Origin of the sequence: Stenotrophomonas sp. NPDC077420, from assembly GCF_044543385.1 — a bacterium.
Taxonomy (GTDB): domain Bacteria; phylum Pseudomonadota; class Gammaproteobacteria; order Xanthomonadales; family Xanthomonadaceae; genus Stenotrophomonas.
Genome location: NZ_JBITVZ010000013.1, coordinates 99,837 through 120,654, shown reverse-complemented (window position 1 = coordinate 120,654; position 20,818 = coordinate 99,837). Strand labels below are relative to the sequence as shown.

Below are 20,818 nucleotides of genomic sequence, written 5' to 3'. Positions count from 1 at the left end.
GACGTGAAACCATGAGTACCTATCCCTTGAATGCAGCTACTTCCCGCCGCCCGCGCCTGCTCGACGCAGCCGGCCTGCGCCGGGCATTGCGCGATGCGGTGATCAAACTCTCGCCACGCCACCTGGTGCGCAGCCCGGTGATGGCGGTGGTGATGGCGGGCACGCTGGTGAGCCTGCTGGTCACGCTCACCGGCCATGCGCCGATGGGCTTCGGCCTGGCGGTGACGGCGATCCTGCTGCTGACCGTGCTGTTCGGCAATTTCGCCGAAGCGGTGGCCGAAGCGCGCGGTCGTGGCCAGGCGGCCTCGCTGCGGCGGGCGCGCCAGGACCTGAGCGCGCGCCGCCTGGCCGCGGCGCATGCCGGTGCCAGTGAGACCCAGGTGCCGGCCGCCGAACTGCGCCCGGGCGACCATGTGATCGTCAGTGCCGGTGAGCTGGTGCCGGCCGATGGCGAGATCGTGCAGGGACTGGCCACCATCAACGAAGCGGCAGTGACCGGTGAATCGGCACCGGTGCTGCGCGAGGCCGGTACCGACCGCAGCGGCGTGATCGGCGGTACCAAGGTGCTGTCGGACCAGATCATCGTGAAGATCACCGCCGAACCCGGGCACAGCTTCCTGGACCGGATGATCGCGCTGGTGGAAGGCGCCAACCGGCAGAAGACGCCCAACGAAGTGGCGCTGACCCTGCTGCTGGCGGCGATGACGCTGACCTTCCTGGTGGTGGTGGCCACGCTGCCGGCGATCGGTGCATTCGTCGGCGTGCAGGTGGACCCGCTGCTGCTGATCGCGCTGCTGGTGTGCCTGATTCCGACCACCATCGGCGGGCTGCTGCCGGCGATCGGCATTGCCGGCATGAACCGTGCGCTGGCGGCCAACATCCTGGCCAAGTCGGGCAAGGCCGTGGAAGTGGCCGGCGACGTGGACGTGCTGCTGCTGGACAAGACCGGCACCATCACCCACGGCGACCGCCAGGCCACCCAGTTCCACGCGCTGGCCGGCATCGACGCGACCCAGCTGCGCGAAGCGGCGCTGCTCTCTTCGCTGGCCGACCCGACCCCGGAAGGCAAATCGGTAGTGCGGCTGGCGCGCGAGCAGGGCTGCACCACCGCTGAGCCCGACCGCGCGGAGTACCTCGCTTTCAGCGCACAAACCCGCATGTCCGGCGTGGACCTGGACGGTGGCCGACGCATCCGCAAGGGCGCCTCGGACGCGATCACGGCCTATGTGCGCGAACTGGGCGGCACGGTGCCGGCGGAGCTGGCCGGGCGCGTGGAACAGGTGGCGCGCAACGGCGCCACCCCGCTGGTGGTGTGCGAGGGCCGCTACATCCTGGGCGTGATCGAACTCAGCGACGTGGTCAAGCACGGCATGCGCGAGAAGTTCGCCCAGCTGCGCGCGATGGGCATCCGCACGGTGATGATCACCGGTGACAACCCGCTCACCGCAGCCGCCATTGCCGCTGAAGCCGGTGTGGACGACTACATCGCCGAAGCGCGCCCGGAAGACAAGCTGGCCCGCATCCGCGCCGAACAGGCCGGTGGGCGGCTGGTGGCCATGGTCGGCGACGGTACCAATGACGCGCCGGCGCTGGCCCAGGCCGACATCGGCCTGGCGATGAACTCCGGCACCCAGGCGGCCAAGGAGGCCGGCAACATGGTGGACCTGGATTCGGACCCGACCAAGTTGCTGGCGGTGGTGGAAGTGGGCAAGCAGCAGCTGATCACGCGCGGTGCGCTGACCACGTTCTCGCTGGCCAACGACGTCTCCAAGTACTTCGCGATCCTGCCGGCGCTGTTTGCCGCCGCGTTGCCGGCGATGGCCACGTTGAACGTGATGCACCTGTCCAGCCCCCGCAACGCGGTGCTGGCGGCGCTGATCTTCAACGCCCTGGTGATTCCGGCCCTGATTCCGCTGGCCCTGCGCGGGGTGCGCTTCCGCCCGGCCACCGCCACCGCGCTGCTGCGCCGGAACATGCTGGTGTACGGGCTGGGCGGCGTGCTGCTGCCGTTCGCAGCCATCAAGCTGATCGACCTCTTCCTCTACTCGGTATTTGGCGCATGAACCGCTCCGCTGCTGCTTCGTTGTCCCGTCCGGCGCGTGCGCGCGCCGCCACTGCCGTTTCCCTGCAGCACCGCGCTGCGCTGCGCCCGGCCCTGGGCCTGGGCGTGGCCAGCCTGCTGGTGCTCGGCCTGGCCTACGCCGTGGCCACCACCGGGCTGGGTGCGGCGTTGTTTCCGGCCCAGGCCCAGGGCAGCCTGCTGCTGCACCACGGGCAGGTCCGGGGTTCGCAGCTGGTGGCGCAGCCGTTCGTGGGCGATGGCTATTTCCAGGCGCGCCCGTCGGCGGCCAACTACGACCCGATGGCCGCCGCCGGCAGCAACCTGGCGCGTAGCAACCCTGCCCTGCAGGAACGCGTCGCCGACGCTGCCCGCACCGTGGCAGCGCGCGAAGGCATCGCCGTGGACGACGTGCCGGGCGACCTGGTGACCCAGTCCGGCGCGGGCATGGATCCGGAGCTGTCGCCGGCCGCCGCGGCCGTGCAGGTCAAGCGCGTGGCGGGCAACCGCGGGCTGGGCGTGGAGCAGGTGCAGGCCCTGGTGCAGGCGCATACGCAGGGCCCGCAGTGGGGCGTGTTCGGGCAGCCGCGGGTGAACGTGATGACGTTGAACATGGCCCTGGACGGGTTGAAGAACAGCCAGGCGACAGCCGGTGCGACGGAGACGACTGCGCGATGATGTCGCCTTGCCACCGAACGGCGCACACTCTGCCCCCATGACTGACTCCCGCACCCGACAGGCCGACGCGCTGGTGGAGAGCCTGCAGCGCGAGGCCGGCGGCAAGCTCACCGTGTTCCTGGGCGCCGCTCCCGGCGTGGGCAAGACTTACAGCATGCTCGGGCGCGCGCACGAGCAGCTGCGCCGCGGCGTGGACGTGGTGGTGGGGCTGGTGGAAAACCACGGCCGCGCCGAGACCTCGGCCCTGCTGGATGGCCTGCCGCAGGTGCCGCTGCTGCAGCGCGAGTACCAGCAGCATGCGCTGCAGGAAATGGACCTGGATGCGGTGCTGGCGCGGCGCCCGGCGCTGGTGCTGGTGGATGAGCTGGCCCACCGCAACGTGCCGGGCAGCCGCCACGAGCGCCGCTGGCAGGACGTGGTGGAGCTGCTGGACGCCGGCATCGACGTCTGGACCACGATCAACATCCAGCACCTGGAAAGCCTGAATGACGTGGTGATGCGCATCACCGGGGTACGGGTCAGCGAAACCGTGCCCGATGCTGTGCTGGACCGCCTGCATGACATCGTGCTGGTGGACCTGCCGCCGCGCGAGCTGATCGAGCGCCTGCAGCAGGGCAAGGTGTACGTGCCCGAGCAGGCCGCGCAGGCCCTGCAGGCCTTCTTCTCGCCGGCCAACCTGACCGCCCTGCGCGAGCTGGCGATGCAGGAAGCGGCCGACCGGGTGGACACCAGCCTGCGCGAAACGCGCGCCGCACGTGGCGAAGGCAACCTGCCGCTGCGGCGACGGGTGCTGGTGGCGATCGACGGTGGCGGCCAGAGCGAGTACCTGGTGCGGGTGGGGCGACGCATCGCCGAGCGCCGCGACGCGCCGTGGACGGTGGTGACGGTGCAACGCCGCCGCGAAGACGACAGCACCCGCCGCGAGATCGATGCGGCCTTCGCGCTGGCGCGGCGGCTGGGCGGCGAGGCCGAACTGCTGCACGGGCCCAGCATCGCCGACGCGCTGCTGGACCACGCCGCGCACAACAGCGTGTCCACCCTGGTGCTGGGCCGCACCCGCGAACGACCGGTCGCGCGCATGCTCAATCGAACCCTGACCCAACAGTTGATCCAGCGCGGCGCGCATTACGAGATCACCATCATCGGTACCCCGCAGGCGCGTGCGCGTGCACGCCGCCATGGGCTGGCGATGCCGACCCTGAGCACCGGGCGCGATACCGTGCTGGCATTGGTGGCCACGGCGCTGGCGTGCCTGGTGGCCCTGCTGGCCGAGCGCTGGGTGGGGCTGTACGACCTGTCGATGGTGTTCATCGTGGCGGTGGTGGTGGTGGCCGCGCGCAGCCGCACCAGTGCGGCGGTGATGGCCGCGGCACTGTGTTTCCTGGCCTACAACTTCTTCTTCATCGCCCCGCGCTTCACCTTCGCGATCAGCGCGCGCCAGGGCGTGATCACCGTGTTCCTGTTCCTGGTGGCGGCGCTGGTGGCCGGGCGCCTGGCCTCGCGCCTGCGCATGCAGGTGGTGGCGCTGCGCGCCGCCAACCGGCACGCCAATGCGCGCCAGGTGCTGGGCGGGCAGCTGACCCGTGCGGCCAGCAACGAACAGGTGGCGCAGGCCGGACGCGAGGCCATCGAGCAGGCGCTGGACGCGCCGGCCTGGCTGCGCATCGGCGCCGACACCAGTACCAGTGGCAGCGCCGCACCCGGCGACACCGACCTGGCCGCCGCCGACTGGGCGCAGCGCCACGGGCAGCCCAGTGGACGCTTCACTGACACGCTGGCCGGTGCGGAGTGGTGGTTCCTGCCGCTGCTGGACGGCGACGAACGCACCATCGGCGTGGCCGGTATCCGCTTCCCGCGCAGCGCGCCGCGCCTGACCCCCGAGCAGCGCCAGCTGGCCGAGGCGATGGTGGACGACATCGCCCAGGCCGCGTTGCGTACCCGGCTGGTGGCCGACCTGGAAAAGGCCCACGTGAGCAACGAGACCGAACGCCTGCGTTCGGCACTGCTGTCGTCGGTGTCGCACGACCTGCGTTCTCCGCTGGCGGCGATGATCGGCTCGGCCGACAGCCTGTCCAGCTACGCCGATGCCATGGACGCCAGCGACCGCCGCGCCCTGCTCGACACGATCCTGGTGGAGGGCGAGCGGCTGGACCGCTATATCCAGAACCTGCTGGACATGACCCGGCTGGGCCACGAGGGCCTGAAGATCAACCGCGACTGGATCGGGGTGGACGAACTGGTGGGATCGGCCGCGCGCCGCCTGCAGCGGTATCAACCGGGGGTGACGCTGCAGCTGGACATTCCCGGCACGCTGGCGCCGATCTGGGTGCACCCTGCGCTGGTGGAGCAGGCGGTGTTCAACGTGATGGAGAATGCGGCCAAATTCTCCCCGCCCGGCGCGCCGGTGGAGGTGCAGGCGCGCCTGGTGGAGGGCGACCTGCGCATCGACGTGCTCGACGCCGGCCCCGGCATTCCCGATGAGGAACGCGCGCGGATCTTCGACATGTTCTACAGCGTGGAGCGCGGCGACCGCGGCCGGCATGGCACCGGACTGGGGCTGACCATCACCCAGGGCATGGTCGGCGCCCACGGCGGCAGCGTGCAGGCGCTGCCAGGCCGCGACGGACGCGGTACCCTGATCCGCATCACGCTCCCCCTGCTGCACCCCCACCCTGCCGATGACCACGACGAATCCTGACCCTTCCCACGGTGTGCCACCGCCACGTGTGCTGGTGATCGACGACGAAGCGCAGATCCGTCGCTTCCTCGAGATCAGCCTGCGCGCGCAGGGCTATCGCGTGCTGCAGGCCGCCACCGGGCAGGACGGGCTGGAGCAGCTGGTGGGTGAAGGCGCGGACCTGGTGATCCTGGATATCGGCCTGCCGGACATGGAGGGCCATGAGGTGCTGGCCGAGCTGCGCCAGTGGAGCCAGGTGCCGGTCATCATGCTCACCGTGCGCGCCAGCGAAACCGAGAAGGTGCTGGCGCTGGACAACGGCGCCAACGACTACGTGACCAAGCCGTTCGGCACGCAGGAATTGATGGCGCGGGTGCGTGCGCTGCTGCGCACGCGCACGGTGTCGGCCGACGGGGTGTTGCCGCAGTTCGATGACGGCCACCTGCATATCGACCTGGTGCGCCGTGAGGTGCGGCTGGACGGGGCGACGGTGGCGTTGACCCGCAAGGAGTATGCGTTGCTGTCGCTGCTGCTTCGCAATGCCGGCCGGGTGGTGACCCAGCCGCAGATCCTGGCCGAGATCTGGGGGCCGACCCACCAGCACGACACGCATTACCTGCGCATCCTGGTGGGCAAGCTGCGCCATAAGCTGGGGGATTCGGCGCTGGATTCGCGCTACCTGTTCACCGAACCGGGCGTGGGGTTGCGGTTCAAGGGGTGACCGGGGGGTGCGTTGTATCGACCAACGGTCGATACCTACCGGTGATCGGCGCTGGCTGTCGGCGTGCGGTTGTATTGACCAACGGTCGATACCTACCGGTGATCGGCGTTGGCTGCCGGCGTGCGGTTGTATCGACCAACGGTCGATACCTACCGGTGATCGGCGTTGGCTGTCGGCGTGCGGTTGTATCGACCAACGGTCGATACCTACCGGTGATCGGCGTTGGCTGCCGGCGTGCGGTTGTATCGACCAACGGTCGATACCTACCGGTGATGTCGGCGTTGGCTGTCGGCGTGCGGTTGTATCGACCAACGGTCGATACCTACCGGTGATCGGCGTCGGCTGCCGGCGTGCGGTTGTATCGACCAACGGTCGATACCTACCGGTGGTCGGCGTTGGCTGTCGGGCTGCGGTTGTATCGACCAACGGTCGATACCTACCGGTGATCGGCGTCGGCTGCCGGCCTGCGGTTGTATCGACCAACGGTCGATACCTACCGGTGATGTCGGCGTTGGCTGCCGGCGTGCGGTTGTATCGACCAACGGTCGATACCTACCGGTGATCGGCGCTGGCTGCCTGACTGCGGTTGTATCGACCAACGGTCGATACGTAGCGGTGATCGGCGTTGGCTGCCTGACTGCGGGGTAGGTACCGACCGTTGGTCGGTACGCTTTTCTAGAAGCCCAAGTCCACGCCGGGCAGCAGCGGCTGCAGCTGGTCGCGGAACAGCGTCCTGATGCGTTCCAGCGCGGCCTGGTCGTTGCCTTCGAAACGCAGCACCAGCACCGGGGTAGTGTTGGACGCGCGCAGCAGGCCCCAGCCGTCAGGGAAATCAGCTCGCAGGCCGTCGATGGTGGACAGGCGCGCGCCGAAGAACGCCGACTCCTCCGCCTGCGCGGCCGAGACGAACAACGACACCAGCGCATGCGGCGTGCCCGCTTCCACCGGCACCTTCAGCTCCGGCGTGGACACGCTGTCAGGCAGCTCGTCCAGCACCTCGGACGGGGTTTCTTCCCGCTGGGCCAGGATTTCCAGCAGGCGCGACGCTGCATACAGTCCATCGTCGAAACCAAACCAGCGCTCCTTGAAGAAGAAGTGCCCGCTCATCTCACCGGCAAGCTCGGCGTCGGTTTCGCGCATCTTGGCCTTGATCAGCGAATGCCCGGTCTTCCACATCATCGGGCTGCCGCCGTTGCGCAGCACGTAGTCGGACAACTTGCCGCTGCACTTCACATCGTAGATCACCAGGGCGCCGGGATTGCGCTGCAGCACGTCGGCCGCGAACAGCATAAGCAGTCGGTCGGCGTAGATGATGTTGCCTTCCCGGGTCACCACGCCCAGGCGGTCGCCGTCGCCGTCGAAGGCCAGGCCGATGTCCGCATCGAAGCGCTTCACGGTCTGGATCAGGTCCTGCAGGTTGTCCGGATCGCTGGGGTCGGGGTGATGGTTGGGGAAGGTGCCATCCACGTCGCAGTACAAGGGAATGACTTCGGCCCCGATCGCCTCCAGCAGCGGCTGGGCCAGTTCGCCGGCCACGCCGTTGCCGGCATCGGCCACCACCTTGATCGGGCGGTCCAGCTGCACGTCGTCGGCGATGCGCTGGATGTAATCGGCGTTGACCTCGCGCTGCTGCAGGCTGCCCGGTTCGGCGGCCACGTGCAGCTGGCCGTCGCGGATGCGCTGGTACAGCTCGGTGATGGCATCGCCCGACAGGGTTTCACCGCCGACCACGATCTTGAAGCCGTTGTAGTCCGGTGGGTTGTGGCTGCCGGTCACCGCCACGCAGCTGCCCGCGCGCAGGTGGTAGCTGGCGAAGTACACCACCGGGGTGGGGGCCAGGCCGATGTCGATGACATCGCAGCCGGCACGGCGCAGGCCCTCGATCAGGCTGGCGCTGAGTTCCGGCCCGGACAGGCGGCCGTCGCGGCCGACCACGATGTCGCGCAGCCCCTGCACCTGCAGCACCGACCCAATGGCCTGGCCGATCAGCACGGCCACCTGCGGGGTGAGCTCGCGGCCGACCACGCCGCGGATGTCGTAGGCCCGGAAGATGGCGTCGGGTACGTCGTTGCCCGGGCCGGCCGGCAGCGGCGGCGGCGCGGCATCGCTGCCCGCCGCGGCGGTCGGCTCCAGAACGGGATCCAGTTCCAGGCTTTCGCGCAGGGTCGGGCCCTGCTCGCCTTCCACCGCCTCCGCGCGGCGGCGCGGCAGCTTCACCTTGCCCTTGCCGAACTGCAGCATGCCGGCGATGGCCAGCAGCAGTGCCGCCACGATGATGGACGGAATCGCGCCCAGGCCCAGCGGACCGGGTTCGATGTCCGGTACCGCCGCCGACAGGCGCAGGCCGGTCTTGCCGATCGGCCGGGCCAGACCCTCGGCGGACTGCGACAGCGTGGTGTCGCCCTGCTCGATGATGTTGTGGCCGCCCTGGCGCAAGGCGAGGTAGCCGGCCGACGGCACCCGCACCTGGTCGAAGGTGCCGGTCAGGCGCAGGAGCGGCTGACGCACATAGATGACCGCCGGCCCGCGGCTGCCCAGCTGCACCGGCACGGCAAGGCCCAGGCGCTGCCCACCGGCGTCGCGTACCACGCGCGCGGTGACGGTGTCGCCGGCGATGGCCGCTTCCAGCAGCGCCAGACGCGCGTAGCCAAAGGTCTTCGGGTCGGCGTAGGCCGAGTCCAGGTCGGTGGTGAATACCTGCACTTCTTCGGTGCCCGGCCAGCCCTCACGCACCGCAAGCGCGGTGGCGTCGGCGTCGCCGGCGGCCAGCGCGGTGCTGACCCGTTCGCTCTTCACCAGCGTGCGCAGCTGCGCGGTCTGCCCGGAAAGGGCGGCCTGTACGCCCTGCACGATCTGGTCGCGCGAGGTTTCCAAGGCATGGCCTACCGACGCCTGCCGCCATTGGCGCACGCCGCTCCAGGCAAACCATGCCGCCAACAGCACCAGGGCCCCCACCAGCAGCAGCTGGTTACGCTTGCCTGTCGATCGCGGCTGTCCTTCCGCCCTTGCCTTGCTCATCGTGTTCCCCCTGTCAGCGCACCCCGGTATGGCCGAATCCACCCGTTCCCCTGGCGCTGTCGGTGAAAGTATCCACTACCTGCAGCCCCACGCGTGCAATCGGCAACACGACCAACTGTGCAATACGGTCACCGGGCTGCAGCGTGAAGGCCTCGCGGCCGCGGTTCCAGGCGCTGATCAGCAGCGGCCCCTGGTAGTCGGCATCGATCAGGCCGGTGCCGTTGCCGAGCACGATGCCGTGGCGGTGGCCCAGGCCGGAGCGCGGCAACACCACCGCGCACAGGTTCGGGTCGGCGATGTGGATGGCGATGCCGCTGGGAATCAGCGCCGTATCCCCCGGCTGCAGGGTGAGCTCGGTTTCCAGCGCGGCGCGCAGGTCCAGGCCGGCGCTGGCTTCGGTGGCGTAGGCCGGCAGCGGCCAGGTGTCGCCGAAGCGCGGATCGAGCAGCTTCACCTGCAGGGCCTGCAGGGACGGGGCTTGGGTCATGCGTGCAACCTCTGGGCAATCAGGGACAACAGTTGTTCGGCCAGCTGCGCCTTGCTGGTGCCGGGGAAGACCTGTTCCCCGCCCTGCCAGTACGCCGTGGCCGCGTTTTCATCGCTTTCGAAGCCGCCGTTGCTGATCCCGACCTGGTTGGCGATGACCAGGTCCAGCCGCTTGTCGACCAGCTTGCCCCGCGCGTATTTCTCGACGTCGTGGGTTTCGGCGGCGAACCCGACCACCAGCTTCAGCGCGTTGGTCTGCGCGGCCACTTCGGCCAGGATGTCGGCAGTGCGCACCAGTTCAAGCGTCAACGTCTGCGAGCCGGCGGTCTTCTTCAGCTTCTGTGGTGCGATCTGGCGCGGGGTGTAATCGGACACCGCCGCCGCGCCTATATAGATGTCGGCCGGCAACGCCTCGAGCACGGCATCGCGCATCTGCGCGGCCGAGCGCACGTCCACCCGCTGCACCCCGGCCGGGGTGGCCAAGTGCACCGGGCCGCTGACCAGCACCACCTGCGCGCCCTGGCGCACGGCGGCGGCCGCCAGCGCATAGCCCATCTTGCCGCTGCTGCGGTTGCCCACGTAGCGGACCGGATCGAGGTCTTCATAGGTGGGGCCGGCGCTGATGACCACGCGCAGGCCCTTCAATTCCTGTGCCGCCTCGGCCACAGCACGGTCCTGCACCGACGCCAGCGCCGCCACGATGGCGTGCGGCTCGCTCAGCCGGCCGGGGCCGGATTCGCCTTCGGCCAGCGGGCCGTCTTCCGGGCCGATCACCTGGGCGCCGCGCTCGCGCAGCAGGCTGATGTTGGCCTGGGTCGCCGGGTGCAGCCACATGCGATGGTTCATGGCCGGACACACGGTGAGCGGCGCGGTGGTGGCCAGGCACAGGGTGGTGACCAGGTCATCGGCATGGCCGTTGGCCAGCCGGGCCAGCAGGTCGGCGGTGGCCGGGGCGACCACGATGCGGTCGGCCCAGCGCGCCAGCTCGATATGGCCCATGGCCTGTTCGGCCGCGCTGTCCCACAGGGTGGTGCGGGTGGGCTGGCCGGACAGGGCCTGGAAGCTGAGCGGGGTCACGAACTGCTGGGCGCCGGCGGTCATGGCGACCTGCACCTGGGCCCCGGCGTCGCGCAGGCGGCGCACCAGTTCCAGCGACTTGTAGGCCGCGATGCCGCCACCCACGCACAACAACAGCTTCTGGCCTGCCAGTGGGCGCGCCTGCGCCGGGGAAGCCTGGGGGGAGTCAGCCACCTGCGGAATTCCTGTCGATCTGAGGCGATTAGCTTACCCGATGGGGGGTGCCGGGCTGATGCCCCAGGGGCATAAGGAGCGGGTTTTTGGTCATTAGGGGACCGCTGGGGGCGTGAGCACCGGAGCCAGGCGCTGGCCCACGTAGGAGGGTCGAGCGCAGCCGGTACGCCATGAGAACGAGGCGACAGACACGCTACTTGACACATCGTCCAGTGCCCCGGAAATCGCACTTGGTAGCATTGGAGCCAGTCAATCAAGGATGGCAAACTGCCCGTGCCGAAGTCCCCTGTTGTACTTGACCCGTTCCGTACCTGCGACGAAGCCTTTACCGAGATCGAGCAGCGCGTAAGTGCAGGCGTCCACCCGGACCGCCTTCGCCTCGGCCATAACGAGCGCGCCCTGTACTGGGTCTGCAACAACAGCATGCTGCGCTATGACGGGCCGGACGAGGCGACGGTGGCGCAGCGCCTCGATGCGCACCTGGCACTGATCTCACTGCTGCTTGCCAAGGGCGCCGACCCGAACAAGGCGGCCGGTCGGGGCGCCACCCCACTGTCGGCCACGTGCCGGGACTTCATCTTCAGCCCGTCGCCATGGGCCGTGGCCAAGCTGCGCCTGCTGCTGGACGCCGGTGCCAACCCGCGCCTGACCAAGGACTCGCCGGTCTGCACCGTGCTCGGCCTGCGCGACATGCGCGGCGAGGTCTTCAATTCCGCGTTCGATGCGGACGCTGACCCGGCCGAAAGCGAGCTTGTCTTCCAGGCCATCGATGCCCTGCTGCAGGCCGGCGCCAGCATCGAGGCCATGGACCATCGGCAGATGTACACCCCGCTGCTGATCGCCGCCTACCTGGGCAGCGTGCCCTTGCTGCGTTTCCTCGCAGCGCGGGGCGCCAACCTGCACGTCGTCAATCCGGCCGGCTCCAACGCGTTGATGTATGCGGCCGGCGACGTGGGCGGACTGAAGGCCAGCCGCGGCGGCATCTCCACCACCTGGCACCGGATGGGCGACCCGGTGGCCGTGACCCGGCTGCTGCTCGAATGGGGTGTGGACCCGGCCGCAACCAACGAGCGCGGCCGCACGCCGCTTGCACTGGCCTTGAATGCCGGCAACCTGGACGTTGCGGTGGTGCTGGCCGAGGCCCTCTCGGCGCAGGGCAAGTTGTTGAAAGCGGATGTGCGCCGGTTCAAGGGAACCGGGTTCGAGGCGCAGGTGGCAGCACTGGCCACCAGTGGCCGCACGAGCAAGCCGCCCAGGAACCAGTCGAAGCCGATGGGTGCCGCGCAGGCCGAGTCGTGGGCCCGCGCGCGGCAGGCGATGAACCATCCCTCGGCGTGGCAGCGCCCGGCATGGTTCTGCACGTACAACAAGGCACTCTTCGAGCATCTGGCCAGCGGCGCTCATCCGGACATTCCGCCGCAGCGGCTGTATGCCGACTACACCGACGCGCTGCGCTCCCTGTTCCTGTCCAAGACCAAGGACTGGGTCAGCCGCAGCGGCGTGGTGACGGTGCAGCCGGACAGGGTGTCCTGGGAAACCCTGCGCGTCAGTTTTTCGCAACTGGAAGGTGAAGCGATGCCATGCCGCGAAGAGGTGTTCCTGTCGATGTCCGCCGAACACCCGCCGAGCGTGGAGGCTGTGGCGGAGGTGGTGGGGCGGATGAGTGCACGCTATTTCAAACTGACTGCCTGAGGTCGCGGTCGTCATCAGGCCGCGTGAACGTCAATCACCGGCCTTCTTGTGCGCTCGAAGCGCTTCTGTCTGCTGACGTTGACGGCATATCCAACGAAGTCACTTACGACACTCACTACCTCCAGGCGATAGGTTCTTCCAGAACTGGGACGCAGTCTTCAACCTCGCCGTCATCTGACTCCTAGACTTCGCGCCACAAGCGAGCGCGCAAGGTCGAGCCGAAGAGCAGCAGATGGCGATAGCAAAGAGCAAGTGGCTTGCGTACACCGTCCTGGTCGGGTTGATTCCGATCTTCTCGCGGTTCCTCATCTGGCTCGTGACCAAGGAAGGCAGCATCGAGCCCTTCGCGCCACAGGAATTCATCGCATTCGGGCTTGTACTTCTCATTTCCAACATCAATGAAATCGAGCACCTCGCAAACGTTGAGCGTCCATGGAAGACAGCACAGTACGGCACGTCCGCGTTCTTGATCGCGATTCACGGCGTTCTCTTCTGTCTGACCTTGATCGGAGGCGATTCCATCGAGCCGCAGGCCATCATGCAGTGCGTTGCGATCACCGCGCTCGCCTCACTTGGCTTCAGCTATGCCCTGTTCAATCGGATCTCAAAGATCCAACCTCCCCTCCCGGAGCCCGTTTCATGACAACCATTCTTGTTGCATCAACCGTTGTGATCGCCCTTGTCGCCCTTGGGGTCGCAGCCTGGACGGTGGTCGAAACCCATAAAGAGACGAAGCGTCGGAAGCAACGAGATCAGGCAGAGTAATCTGCAGTGCCCGGGCCAGAGGCGGCGACCACCGGCCGAGCAATGCAACGTTGTACGGCAATGCCGAAGTGGATCCGGTTCTTGGCCACAAGAGCATCCATCGCCGTTCTCCTGCCACGCCACAACGTCGCTGGGTCCGGTTGAGTGTGTGATGCGTGGGCGCTACGCCCTGTTCCGCGGCCGACGGGTCTTTGTGGATGTCATTGCCATGACGGAGTCGCTCCGCCTCGCGATGCACCTCGGCCGGGTCGTTAAGCACAGCGCATTCTTCAAGGTGGTGAGTGAGGGAAAGCAGACCTTGAAGCAATGAAGCCCTTCCTTCGTGAGGCCGATGAGCATTCACTCGGGTAGCGGCTCGCCCGATGCAGGACGCTTTCCTACGCGGCCACGCTGTGGTTCCCGATGCCCCCTCATCGCATATGCCCTGACACTGCCTGCATGGCAATCAAACACTGGCCCGAGAGCGACCGACCCCGCGAGAAGCTGCTGCGGCTTGGGCCCGAGGCACTTTCTGATTCGGAACTGCTGGCGCTGTTCATTGGCAGCGGCTGCAGCGGCATGGATGCAGTGCAGAGTTCGCGCCGCCTGCTTGAGGAGCACGGCCCTCTGCGCAGGCTCATGGACATGGATGCCACCGGGCTGAGGAAGCTGCCAGCCCTCGGGCCTGCCCGCGCCTGCAAACTCGTCGCTGCGCTGGAGCTGGCCAGCCGCCATCTCCTGGCCGATCTCGTGCGCGGCGAGAGCATCTGCGACCCCGGCTCGGCCGGGCGCTACTTCAAGATGCGATTGCGCGCACGGCCGCAGGAGGTTTTCGCCGCGCTGTTCATGGACACCCGCAACCGGACCCTGGCGTATGAGGAACTGTTCACCGGCACCATCGACGCCGCGGCCGTCTACCCGAGGGAAGTGGTCCGGCGGGCACTGCTGCACAACGCAGCGGCGGTCATCGTCAGCCACAACCACCCTTCCGGCCGGCCCGAACCCTCGCGGGCGGATCGTGAGATCACCGACCAGCTTCATCAGGCCCTTGAGCTGGTGGGCGTCCGGCTGGTCGACCACATCGTCGTGGGCGACGGCCCGCCGGTTTCCATGGCCGAGCGCGGTTGGCTCAGGCGTGGCCCATTTCCCCACAGCTGAACGGCCCGCTCAGCCGGATTGCCCGCCCCGCAAGGGCTCCAGCCCTGTCCGGAGACCCGCCGCCGACCCCCGCTGTGCCCCGGTTCAATGGATCGGGGCAGCTTCTGGGCTAAAATTACCGATTCCGCCGCTCCAGTCTTCAAAGCAGGCCTTGTGAAAAATCTCCTCCGCGCCCTGATCAGCCAGGGCATCGAAGCGCTGCGTGCCAATGGCACGCTGCCGGCCGACACCCTGACCCCGGAATTCGTGGTGGAACGCCCGAAGACCCGTGAACACGGTGATTTCGCCACCAATGCCGCCATGCTGCTGGCCAAGCCGGCGCGCAGCAACCCGCGCGCCCTGGCCCAGGCCCTGTTGGACGGCCTGCCCAAGAGCGACGATGTGCTGCGCGTCGAGATCGCCGGCCCCGGCTTCATCAATTTCCACCTCGCCCCCAGCGCCTACCAGCGTGAAGCGGCCAGCGTTCTCAAGGAAGGGGCCGATTACGGCCACAACCTGAGCGGCAATGGCCGTACCGTGGGCGTGGAATACGTGTCGGCCAACCCGACCGGCCCCCTGCACGTGGGCCACGGCCGCGCGGCGGCGATCGGCGACAGCCTGGCCCGCCTGCTGGAAGTGAACGGCTGGAACGCCAAGCGCGAGTTCTACTACAACGACGCCGGCGTGCAGATCGAGAACCTGGCCCTGTCCACCCAGGCCCGCGCCAAGGGCATCAAGCCGGATGACGCCGGCTGGCCGGAAGGCGGCTACCGGGGTGACTACATCGAGGACGTGGCCAAGGCCTATCTGGCCGGCGCCACCGTGGAGCTGGAAGGCCATTCGGTGGTGGGCGAGCGCGACCCGGACAACCTGGACGCGATCCGCCGCTTCGCCGTGGCTTACCTGCGCAACGAGCAGAACCAGGACCTGGCCGCCTTCGGAGTGGATTTCGACATCTACTTCCTGGAGAGCTCGCTGTACAAGGACGGCAAGGTCGAAGAAACCGTGGCCCAGCTCAACGCGGCCGGCCATACCTATGAGGAAGGCGGCGCGCTGTGGCTGCGCTCGACCGACTTCGGTGACGACAAGGACCGCGTCATGCGCAAGTCCGACGGCACCTACACCTACTTCCTGCCGGACGTGGCCTACCACCTGAGCAAGTGGCAGCGCGGCTATGAGCGCGCCATCACCGAGCTGGGCGCGGACCACCACGGTTCGCTGGCGCGCGTGCGCGCCGGCCTGCAGGCGCTGGACGTGGGCATTCCCAAGGGCTGGCCGGAATACGTGCTGCACCAGATGGTGACGGTGATGCGCGGCGGCGAGGAAGTGAAGCTGTCCAAGCGGGCCGGCAGCTACCTGACCCTGCGCGACCTGATCGAGGAAGCCGGGCGCGATGCGACCCGCTGGTTCCTGATCGCGCGCAAGCCCGATTCGCAGCTGACCTTCGATATCGACCTTGCCCGCCAGCAGAGCAATGACAATCCGGTCTTCTACGTGCAGTATGCGCACGCCCGCGTGTGCAGCCTGCTGCGCCAGGCACAGGAGAAGGGGCTGTCGTACACCCCGGCCGAGGGCCTGACCGGGCTGTCGACGCTGACCGACGAACCCTCGCTGTGGCTGATGGTGGAAATGTCGCGCTTCCCGGAAGTGGTGGAAGCGGCCGGCATCGCGCTGGAACCGCACCTGATCGCGCAGTACCTGCGTGAATTGGCGCACGCGTTCCACACGTGGTATCACGGCACGCAGGTGCTGGTGGCTGACGAAGCCGAACGCAATGCCAAGCTCACGCTGGCCTGCGCGGCGCGCCAGGTGCTGGCCAATGGTCTGAACATCCTGGGCGTGTCCGCCCCGGAAAAAATGTAAGCAGTGGAGAAGCGGTAAATGGCAGCACGACGCGGCAAAACCCAGGCCCGACGCAATACCAGCCAAGGCACGCCCGGATGGGTGTGGCTGGTGGCTGGCGTGGCGATTGCCGCCGTGGTGTTCCTGGCGGCACCGAACCTGTTCAAGAACGATGGCGACGGCTTCCTGCGGGTAGGCCCGCAGCCGGACCCGAACGCGCAGCCGGCCCCGGTCAGCGACGCGGACACCGACGTGGGCGCTGAACTGCCCAAGCCGGGTGCGGCCGCCAAGCCTGCCGAACCGGCCAAGCCGGCCACCACGCAGTACGACTTCTACACCCTGCTGCCCGGCAAGGAAGTGGAAATGTCGGATGCGGAGCTGGCCGCCAGCGCGCGCGCCGAAGACCAGCGCCGTGCCAAGGCCGAAGCGCAGCGCGCGCAGGCCGCACTGGAAGGTCGCCCGGTTCCGGCAGCCACGCCGGCGCCTACCACGGCAACGGCTACCGCCGCCGCCGCCACCACTGCACCGGCCCCGTTGCCGGCGCCGGTGGCCGAGCGCCCTGCAGCCGCCGCTGCACAGCCGAAGCCGGTTGCGGCTGAGGCCGCGCCCAAGCCGGAGGCCACTGCTGCGGCCGCTCCGGCGACGGCGGCAGCAGAGCCGGCGAACAACGTGCGTTACATCCTGCAGGCCGGCGCCTTCGGAGCATCGGGCGATGCCGAAGCCACCAAGGCCAAGCTGGCCATGATCGGCCTGGCGGCGCGGGTGGAATCGGCGCAGATCAACGGCAAGACCGTATACCGCGTGCGCATGGGTCCGTACGGCACCGCCGGCGAGCTGGCCGAGGCCAAGCAGAAGCTGGACGGCACCGGGTTGCAGGCGATGGCGATCAAGGCGCAGTAGCGCCGGCAGGTAGAGCCGACAGGTAGAGCCGACTGTCAGTCGGCTGCTCCACAAAAATGCCCCGCACCGCGGGGCATTTTTGTCTGTGTTGGGTCGCGAAGAGCAGCCGACTGACAGTCGGCTCTACCGGGCGGCGGCATCATTGCGGTGGGGGGCGGCATCATTGCCGTGGGCGGCGGCATCATTGCCGTGGGCGGCGGCATCGTTGCGGTGGGCGACGGCATCGTTGCGGTGAGGCGGCGGCAGCGTTGCGGTACGCGACGGCAGCGTTCAGTCGCGCGCGACCTGGAAGCCGGCAAACGACTGGCTGACCGGCATCACTTCCAGGCGGTTGATGTTGAGGTGCGCCGGCAGGTTGGCCACCCACAGGATCTGCTCGGCGATGTCGTCGGCGGTCATCGGGTTGGCGCCGGTGTAGAGCGTGTCCGAGGCAGCCTGGTTGCCGTGGGTGCGGACCAGGGTGAATTCGGTTTCGGCCATGCCCGGTTCGATGGTGGTCACGCGCACGCCGGTGCCGTGCAGGTCCGAGCGCAGGCCCAGCGAGAACTGGCTGACGAAGGCCTTGGTGCCACCATAGGCGTTGCCGCCCGGGTACGGGTACACGCCGGCCACCGAGCTGATGTTGATGATGGCGCCCTTGCGCGCCACCAGCTGCGGCAGCAGGCGGTGGGTGAGCGTGACCAGCGCGGTGACGTTGGTGTCGATCATGGTGCGCCAGTCGTCCAACGAGGCGCTCTGGGCCGGGGCGGTGCCCTGGGCCAGGCCGGCGTTGTTGACCAGCAGGTCGATGTCGGCGAAACCCGCCGGCAGCGCCGCCAGGGCCGCTTCCATCGCGGCGTTGTCGCGCACGTCGAAGACCGCCGCATGTACGCGCTCAGGGCCGTAAGCGTCGACCAGCGGCTGCAGCCGTTCGGCACGGCGCCCGGTGGCGATGACGCGCCAGCCAGCCTGGGCGAAACGATGGACGGCGGCGGCGCCAAAGCCGGAAGTGGCGCCGGTGATCAGGGCGGTACGGGTCATCGCGGGTCTCCGTGGGATTCCCGGCTATTTTCGCACCCCGCGCCCGATGATGTTGGCCGGGGCTGGCGGCTTCAGCGGATGCGGAACACGCGGGCCTTGGGCAGGTCCTCGTCCACCTGCAGGAACCAGCGCCCGGCGATGCCCGGCACCACCACGATGGGCGGGTTGCTGCGGCTGGCCTTGAGCTTCATGTCGCCCTTGAGCACCTGCCACTGCTGGCCGTTGTCCAGGGTGAACACGGTACCCGGCTGCCAGCCGTCGACCTGGCCGCTAACGCGGGCATGGATGGGGCCGTCGTCCAGGCCCGGGAACATCGGGGCCGGGGTGGGTGCGCCGGGCAGCGGTGCCGGGGCTGCCGCGGCAGCCACCGGAGCGGGCGCCGGGGCGCGGGCGTCGGCCTCGCGCAGCAGGCGGTTCAGGGTCTGCAGCTGGGACGGGGTAAGGCCCACCTCGGCCAGTTGCTGCGGGTCCACGCGCTGTTCGATCGCCACATACGGGGCCTGGGCCCAAGCCGCTGCGGCCAGCCACACCGTGCCCACACCCGCCAGAACCTGCCACCTGCGCATTGCCCGCTCCACTGCCTGTCGATGCCCGAGGAGCGCACTGTGCTTCACTTTCATGGCAGCCAGATGACAGCCGGTACGGGCCGTTTCGGGGCGCGGCGGCTGGTGGGGGTAAAATGGCGGCCAGCCACGCAGCCGCGATGGCGGTATTGGACGTCACATGATCAACAACGATGTACTGCGCAGCATCCGTTACATGCTCGACCTGAGCGACGGAAAGATTGCGGAAATCTGTGCCCTGGCCGACCCGGCCTTCGTGGTCGACAAGGCCGATGTGCCCGGTTGGCTGCGCAAGGAGAACGAGGAAGGCTTCGTGGCCTGCGACGACCGCACGCTGGCGCACTTCCTGGACGGGCTGATCGTGCAGATGCGCGGCCGCGATGAAAGCCAGCCGCTGCGCCCGGTGGAAAGGCGCATCACCAACAACCTGGTGTTGAAGAAGCTGCGGGTGGCCTTCGAGCTGAAGGATGTGGATATGCATGCCATCTTCGAGAGCGCGGGCTTCCCGGTCTCCAAGCCGGAGCTGTCGGCGTTGTTCCGGCAGCCGGATCATAAGAATTTCCGCGCGTGCGGCGATCAGCTGCTGCGTAACTTCCTGAAGGGGTTGACGCTGCGCGTTCGCGGGGCGTGAGGGGGGGGAGCCACGCAGGGCGTGGCTCAACCTTTTTCGGTCGGTGATACGTTGGACACGCATGGCGTGTCGCCACGCGTCAGAACGTGGTCTGGATCGCGAATTCAACGCGGGAGCCGGCGTTGCTGCCGAACAGGCGCTTGGCGGCGCGGTCGGTGTCGTGGGCGGTCAGGCGCAGCTCCCACGGGCCGTGGACCTTCCAGATGGCGCTGAGCTGGCCGTGCAGGTAGTCCTCGGCGTACGCGCTGTCGAGCCAGTACTGGCCCAGCGCGCCTTCGATGCGCCACTGCTCGCCCAGCGGCAGCCGTGCGCCAACCTGCGCGTAGGTGCCGGTGGTGCCGCTGGCCAACGCATCGTCGGACACCCCCACGCTGACCCAGTAGCGTTCCTTCCAGGTGATGGTGCTGTTGAGCTCGGTCCAGTCCAGGTCGACGGTGGTGGACGGGTACAGGTAATGGGTAACGTTGACGTCCAGCGCCCAGTCGGGCGCGAGTTGGCCACCCCACCCGGCCACGATGTCGAACTCGCTGCGCGCGCCCACGTCCGGTGCGAATGACACCCCCGACCCCCACACCGACGCGTACCAGCCTGATTCGCTGCCCAGCTTGACGCCGGCCTGCACGGTGGGATCTTCCAGCGTCTGCGAGCTGCCGCGCCACACGTAGTCGGTGGTCAACGTGGCGTTGCCGCTCACGGCGGCAGATGCCGCGCCGCTCAGCGCCAGGCCGAGTACCAGACCCCCCATCCGGCGCACGCTGCGCCCTGTTTCCTGTAGTGCCACCACATCCACCACTCAATAAAACGGCCGCGCCGTTGAGGTGCGTAGTGTGGTGAGGGTGGGCGTAAAGGGGCCATGCGGTGCGGCCGCAACCCGCGCAAATTCGGCGTAAAAGCTGCAATGGAATCCTGCCAACCCATGGGTCCCTGCACCGCCGTGCCGGCCAACGGCCGGCGCTACGGACGGGCCGCGTTATCATGGCGATCCTGACTGACCTGCAGCGAGAATGGCGTGGACGCGATCCTGACCCCGGTATCGATTGGCGAGCTGATCGACAAGATCACCATCCTGGAAATCAAGGCCGAACGCATCACCGATGCGGGCAAGGTGGCCAATGTCCGCACCGAACTGGATGGCCTGCTGCCGCTGTGGCAGGACCTGCTGGCCGCACAGCCGGGGCTGGAGCCGCTCAAGGCACAGCTCAAGGACATCAACGTGCGGATGTGGGAGATCCAGGACCAGCTGCGCGACAAGGAAGCGGCACAGGTGTTCGATGATCAGTTCATCCAGCTGGCGCGGGGGGTGTATGGCACCAACGGCGAGCGGGTGAAGGTGAAGAACGAGATCAACCGGATTGCCGGTTCGCAGCTGGTGGAAGAGAAGCAGTACCAGGGGGAATGA

17 protein-coding genes are annotated in these 20,818 nt (G+C 68.2%); 11 read left to right on the top strand and 6 right to left on the bottom strand.

The window, feature by feature from the left end:
* Window positions 1–11 precede the first annotated feature (11 nt).
* The 4 genes from kdpB to ACIGII_RS13800 are packed head-to-tail and all read left to right on the top strand — an operon-like array spanning window position 12 to window position 6,135.
* Window positions 12–2,063 (top strand): potassium-transporting ATPase subunit KdpB, encoded by a 2,052-nt coding sequence (gene kdpB / locus ACIGII_RS13815; protein WP_399638918.1) that lies wholly within the window; start codon window positions 12–14, stop codon window positions 2,061–2,063.
* Window positions 2,060–2,737: a potassium-transporting ATPase subunit KdpC gene (kdpC, locus tag ACIGII_RS13810; RefSeq protein WP_399638916.1), complete on the top strand. Its 678-nt coding sequence runs from the start codon at window positions 2,060–2,062 to the stop codon at window positions 2,735–2,737. Before kdpB ends, kdpC begins: the two co-directional genes overlap by 4 nt.
* A 37-nt stretch (window positions 2,738–2,774) precedes the next feature.
* Entirely contained in the window at window positions 2,775–5,435 is a 2,661-nt protein-coding gene (locus tag ACIGII_RS13805; RefSeq protein ID WP_399638914.1) for an ATP-binding protein, read from the top strand.
* The gene (locus ACIGII_RS13800; RefSeq protein WP_399638913.1) at window positions 5,416–6,135 is read left to right on the top strand and encodes a response regulator transcription factor; all 720 of its coding nucleotides are present in this window, start codon (window positions 5,416–5,418) and stop codon (window positions 6,133–6,135) included. Before ACIGII_RS13805 ends, ACIGII_RS13800 begins: the two co-directional genes overlap by 20 nt.
* A 675-nt stretch (window positions 6,136–6,810) precedes the next feature.
* Here ACIGII_RS13800 and ACIGII_RS13795 read toward each other — a convergent pair.
* Genes ACIGII_RS13795 through coaBC form a run of 3 tightly spaced genes read right to left on the bottom strand, consistent with a single transcriptional unit; the run spans window position 6,811 to window position 10,890 of the window.
* Entirely contained in the window at window positions 6,811–9,153 is a 2,343-nt protein-coding gene (locus ACIGII_RS13795) for a phosphomannomutase/phosphoglucomutase (protein ID WP_399638912.1), read from the bottom strand.
* Window positions 9,154–9,166: 13 nt separating this feature from the next.
* Window positions 9,167–9,640, bottom strand: a complete 474-nt coding sequence (gene dut, locus ACIGII_RS13790) for a dUTP diphosphatase (protein ID WP_399638911.1) — start codon at window positions 9,638–9,640, stop codon at window positions 9,167–9,169.
* Entirely contained in the window at window positions 9,637–10,890 is a 1,254-nt protein-coding gene (gene coaBC, locus ACIGII_RS13785) for a bifunctional phosphopantothenoylcysteine decarboxylase/phosphopantothenate--cysteine ligase CoaBC (protein WP_399638910.1), read from the bottom strand. The genes dut and coaBC overlap by 4 nt, the downstream gene beginning before the upstream one ends.
* Before the next feature lie 273 nt (window positions 10,891–11,163).
* On the opposite strand from coaBC, the gene ACIGII_RS13780 reads away from it, so the two are divergent.
* From ACIGII_RS13780 to ACIGII_RS13760, 5 genes are all read left to right on the top strand, one after another.
* Window positions 11,164–12,582 carry an ankyrin repeat domain-containing protein gene (locus ACIGII_RS13780; protein ID WP_399638909.1) on the top strand — a complete coding sequence of 473 codons (1,419 nt, stop codon included), beginning with the start codon at window positions 11,164–11,166 and terminating at the stop codon, window positions 12,580–12,582.
* Window positions 12,583–12,814: 232 nt separating this feature from the next.
* Window positions 12,815–13,225 carry a hypothetical protein gene (locus ACIGII_RS13775; RefSeq protein ID WP_399638907.1) on the top strand — a complete coding sequence of 137 codons (411 nt, stop codon included), beginning with the start codon at window positions 12,815–12,817 and terminating at the stop codon, window positions 13,223–13,225.
* A 560-nt stretch (window positions 13,226–13,785) separates the two neighbouring features.
* Window positions 13,786–14,484, top strand: a complete 699-nt coding sequence (gene radC / locus ACIGII_RS13770; protein WP_399638906.1) for a DNA repair protein RadC — start codon at window positions 13,786–13,788, stop codon at window positions 14,482–14,484.
* Window positions 14,485–14,637: 153 nt separating this feature from the next.
* On the top strand, window positions 14,638–16,326 hold the full coding sequence (argS, locus tag ACIGII_RS13765) for an arginine--tRNA ligase (protein ID WP_399638905.1): 1,689 nt from the start codon (window positions 14,638–14,640) through the stop codon (window positions 16,324–16,326).
* Window positions 16,327–16,344: 18 nt separating this feature from the next.
* Complete coding sequence (locus ACIGII_RS13760) at window positions 16,345–17,205, top strand: SPOR domain-containing protein (protein ID WP_399638903.1); 861 nt, start codon at window positions 16,345–16,347, stop codon at window positions 17,203–17,205.
* Window positions 17,206–17,475: 270 nt separating this feature from the next.
* On the opposite strand, the gene ACIGII_RS13755 is transcribed toward ACIGII_RS13760, so the two are convergent.
* Together ACIGII_RS13755 and ACIGII_RS13750 are read right to left on the bottom strand one after the other, a co-directional pair.
* A complete protein-coding gene (locus tag ACIGII_RS13755; protein ID WP_145481115.1) occupies window positions 17,476–18,225 on the bottom strand; it encodes an SDR family NAD(P)-dependent oxidoreductase in 750 nt (249 codons plus the stop codon).
* Between the two features lie 71 nt (window positions 18,226–18,296).
* The gene (locus tag ACIGII_RS13750; RefSeq protein WP_399638902.1) at window positions 18,297–18,791 is read right to left on the bottom strand and encodes a hypothetical protein; all 495 of its coding nucleotides are present in this window, start codon (window positions 18,789–18,791) and stop codon (window positions 18,297–18,299) included.
* A gap of 157 nt (window positions 18,792–18,948) precedes the next feature.
* Here ACIGII_RS13750 and ACIGII_RS13745 point away from each other — a divergent pair, with 157 nt between their 5' ends.
* On the top strand, window positions 18,949–19,419 hold the full coding sequence (locus tag ACIGII_RS13745) for a DUF1456 family protein (protein ID WP_399638900.1): 471 nt from the start codon (window positions 18,949–18,951) through the stop codon (window positions 19,417–19,419).
* Window positions 19,420–19,498: 79 nt separating this feature from the next.
* Here ACIGII_RS13745 and ACIGII_RS13740 read toward each other — a convergent pair whose 3' ends face one another.
* Window positions 19,499–20,164: a TorF family putative porin gene (locus tag ACIGII_RS13740; protein ID WP_399638936.1), complete on the bottom strand. Its 666-nt coding sequence runs from the start codon at window positions 20,162–20,164 to the stop codon at window positions 19,499–19,501.
* Window positions 20,165–20,428: 264 nt separating this feature from the next.
* Between ACIGII_RS13740 and ACIGII_RS13735 the strand changes: the two genes are divergently transcribed.
* Complete coding sequence (locus ACIGII_RS13735) at window positions 20,429–20,818, top strand: DUF6165 family protein (RefSeq protein ID WP_399638899.1); 390 nt, start codon at window positions 20,429–20,431, stop codon at window positions 20,816–20,818.

Bases quoted from the DNA above. Each gene is read 5' to 3' on its own strand.
- kdpB (WP_399638918.1), top strand. From the start codon at position 12: ATGAGTACCTATCCCTTGAATGCAGCTACTTCCCGCCGCCCGCGCCTG.
- kdpC (WP_399638916.1), top strand. From the start codon at position 2,060: ATGAACCGCTCCGCTGCTGCTTCGTTGTCCCGTCCGGCGCGTGCGCGC.
- ACIGII_RS13805 (WP_399638914.1), top strand. From the start codon at position 2,775: ATGACTGACTCCCGCACCCGACAGGCCGACGCGCTGGTGGAGAGCCTG.
- ACIGII_RS13800 (WP_399638913.1), top strand. From the start codon at position 5,416: ATGACCACGACGAATCCTGACCCTTCCCACGGTGTGCCACCGCCACGT.
- ACIGII_RS13795 (WP_399638912.1), bottom strand. From the start codon at position 9,153: ATGAGCAAGGCAAGGGCGGAAGGACAGCCGCGATCGACAGGCAAGCGT.
- dut (WP_399638911.1), bottom strand. From the start codon at position 9,640: ATGACCCAAGCCCCGTCCCTGCAGGCCCTGCAGGTGAAGCTGCTCGAT.
- ACIGII_RS13775 (WP_399638907.1), top strand. From the start codon at position 12,815: ATGGCGATAGCAAAGAGCAAGTGGCTTGCGTACACCGTCCTGGTCGGG.
- radC (WP_399638906.1), top strand. From the start codon at position 13,786: ATGGCAATCAAACACTGGCCCGAGAGCGACCGACCCCGCGAGAAGCTG.
- ACIGII_RS13760 (WP_399638903.1), top strand. From the start codon at position 16,345: ATGGCAGCACGACGCGGCAAAACCCAGGCCCGACGCAATACCAGCCAA.
- ACIGII_RS13755 (WP_145481115.1), bottom strand. From the start codon at position 18,225: ATGACCCGTACCGCCCTGATCACCGGCGCCACTTCCGGCTTTGGCGCC.
- ACIGII_RS13750 (WP_399638902.1), bottom strand. From the start codon at position 18,791: ATGCGCAGGTGGCAGGTTCTGGCGGGTGTGGGCACGGTGTGGCTGGCC.
- ACIGII_RS13745 (WP_399638900.1), top strand. From the start codon at position 18,949: ATGATCAACAACGATGTACTGCGCAGCATCCGTTACATGCTCGACCTG.
- ACIGII_RS13740 (WP_399638936.1), bottom strand. From the start codon at position 20,164: ATGGGGGGTCTGGTACTCGGCCTGGCGCTGAGCGGCGCGGCATCTGCC.